Annotated in this window: 3 protein-coding genes; all 3 read right to left on the bottom strand. The window is 47.2% G+C overall.

Annotation, left to right across the window (positions count from 1 at the left end):
* Positions 1-162 (bottom strand): phosphoribosyltransferase (locus AC2VE5_RS28560; RefSeq protein ID WP_486890884.1); only part of this gene is annotated, 162 nt, incomplete at its 3' end.
* 215 nt (positions 163-377) lie between these two features.
* On the bottom strand, positions 378-599 hold the full coding sequence (locus AC2VE5_RS28555) for a DUF4327 family protein (protein WP_486890883.1): 222 nt from the start codon (positions 597-599) through the stop codon (positions 378-380).
* 170 nt (positions 600-769) lie between these two features.
* Positions 770-1,027: 4-hydroxythreonine-4-phosphate dehydrogenase PdxA (locus AC2VE5_RS28550; RefSeq protein WP_486890882.1), on the bottom strand; the 258-nt coding region annotated here is incomplete at its 5' end.

Genomic DNA, 1,027 nt, shown 5'->3' with positions numbered 1-1,027 from the left:
CAGGGGTTGATTAAAAATCCGAGAGAGAAGATCCCCGACTCGGAGTCCACCTTTGGCAATACAGACAACCTGGTTGAACTGCCACCCAGATTGATAAACCCGTGCCGCCAGGTACTCAATTTTCTGGTGATACTCTGGCCAAGCAATGTAAGTATCTGACATCGCCAATCAAAAAGACTCAAGACTGCTAACGGAATTGAAACCTGGCAATTAAAATATGCTGATTGACCCTGAGCAGACAGCATACTGGTTGGAGGGCACATATCCTAGCATATCGCTAAGGTCCAGGATGGGGCTTGTTGCAGGCATATCTGTTCTAGCTTTAAACACCTAAAATACTTTGGCAAGGTTTGCCCAAGAAGCCAGGCATGATCAGCTTAGTCGTTCTGCCAGAGCTCAGGGCCTATAAGGTCAACAATTTGGTCTCTGAGCAAAAAATCATTTCTTTCCAGTTCCGCTTCAAACAAGGTCCATTCTCGGACTTGAAGGTAGCAGCATAGGGCATAAATGGGTTGCTGGCGGCTTAAAGTGCCTCTTTCAACCAACTGCCGGGCTTCATCTTGAATAACTTCTAGGGAATACTCGATGGACTGAAGCATAGGACCTCCCCTGCATGATAAAAGCAAAAATAAGTGACTGTATGAGCCAAGTCGATAGGGATTTGTAGCCTTAAATACTGAATTAATTTAATCTTGCGGCTATTTAACCTTGCAGTATATTAATAAATATTGCAAAGGTTATCAAGTTGTGACCTGCCGGAAACCGATGGCTAGAGACATTTCACGGTTTCATGGGAATGGGAGATTTTCTGGCTTGCCAGCTTCACTGCCAGGGCGATCGCGGCTTTAAAGCTCGTAGGATCGGCGATCCCCTTGCCGGCAATATCAAAAGCGGTGCCATGGTCGGGGGAGGTGCGAATAAAAGGCAGCCCCAGGGTGGTATTGACCGCCCGGTCAAAGGCTAACAATTTAGTCGGAATCAGTCCCTGGTCGTGGTAAAGCGCCAGGTAAGCGTCGTGAGCTTCACC

It is taken from the genome of Aliterella sp. E5.1 (assembly GCF_057473825.1).
This window is presented reverse-complemented; position numbering and strand designations above follow the sequence as displayed.

Excerpts from the sequence above, each read along its gene's own strand:
- AC2VE5_RS28555 (WP_486890883.1), bottom strand. The coding sequence starts at position 599 with ATGCTTCAGTCCATCGAGTATTCCCTAGAAGTTATTCAAGATGAAGCC.